This window comes from Pseudoflavonifractor sp. 60 (assembly GCF_009911645.1).
Classification (GTDB): domain Bacteria; phylum Bacillota; class Clostridia; order Oscillospirales; family Oscillospiraceae; genus Lawsonibacter.
On sequence record NZ_QWKI01000114.1, the window covers coordinates 1 to 903 of the forward strand.

Genomic DNA, 903 nt, shown 5'->3' on the forward strand with positions numbered 1-903 from the left:
CGGGACAGCGGCGGCAATCCGGTGACGCCGGAGCTGGAGATCAGCTATACCGGCAGGCTGGGCACCTCCTATAAGGGTGCTCAGCCGCCCACCGAGGTGGGGACCTACTCCGTGATCTTCCGGGCCGCGGACACCGACCCCACCTATATCGGACGGCTGGCCGTCAACTTTGAAATCACGAGGGCCCAGAGCGGCGGCGGTTCCGGCGGCGGGGGCTACACCCCGCCCACCTACAAGCCCGACGTGCCCCAGCCCGACGAGGGCGGCAGTGTATCAGTTTCCCCCTCCCGCCCGGAGCGGGGCGACACCGTGACCGTCACCCCCAAGCCGGACGAGGGCTACGAGGTGGACGAGATCACCGTCACCGATAAGGACGGCAAGCCCGTGGAGGTAACAAAAAAGCCGGACGGGACCTACACCTTCCAGCAGCCCAACGGCAGGGTAACGATTGAGGTGACCTACAAGCCCATTGAAACGCCGGAAACACCCTGGAACAACCCCTTTACGGATGTGTCCGAGCGCGATTGGTTCTATGAGGCCGTGCGGTTTGTCCAGGAAAACGGCCTGATGAACGGCTATGAAGATGGACGCTTCGGGCCGAATGATACCCTCTCCCGCGCCCAGCTTGCCCAAATCCTCTTTAATAAGGAGGGCGGACCGGCCGTCAATTACCTGCTGGACTTCTCCGATGTGGCGGACGGGTCGTGGTACACCGAGGCCGTCCGCTGGGCGGCCAGCCAGGGCATTGTGAGCGGCTACGGCAACGGGACATTCGGCCCCAATGACCCCATCACACGGGAGCAGCTGGCGGTGATGCTCTGGCGGCACTCCGGCAGTCCCGCCGCCACCAACAAGGAGCTGCATTTCAATGACGAGAGCGAGATCAGCGGCTATGCTCTGGAG

The 903-nt window shown here is 63.9% G+C and carries 1 protein-coding gene; it reads left to right on the forward strand.

All coding sequences use genetic code 11. The annotated features are described in order from the left end of the window. On the forward strand, positions 1-903 hold a 903-nt coding region (locus D1646_RS12775; protein WP_160636817.1), incomplete at both ends, for an S-layer homology domain-containing protein.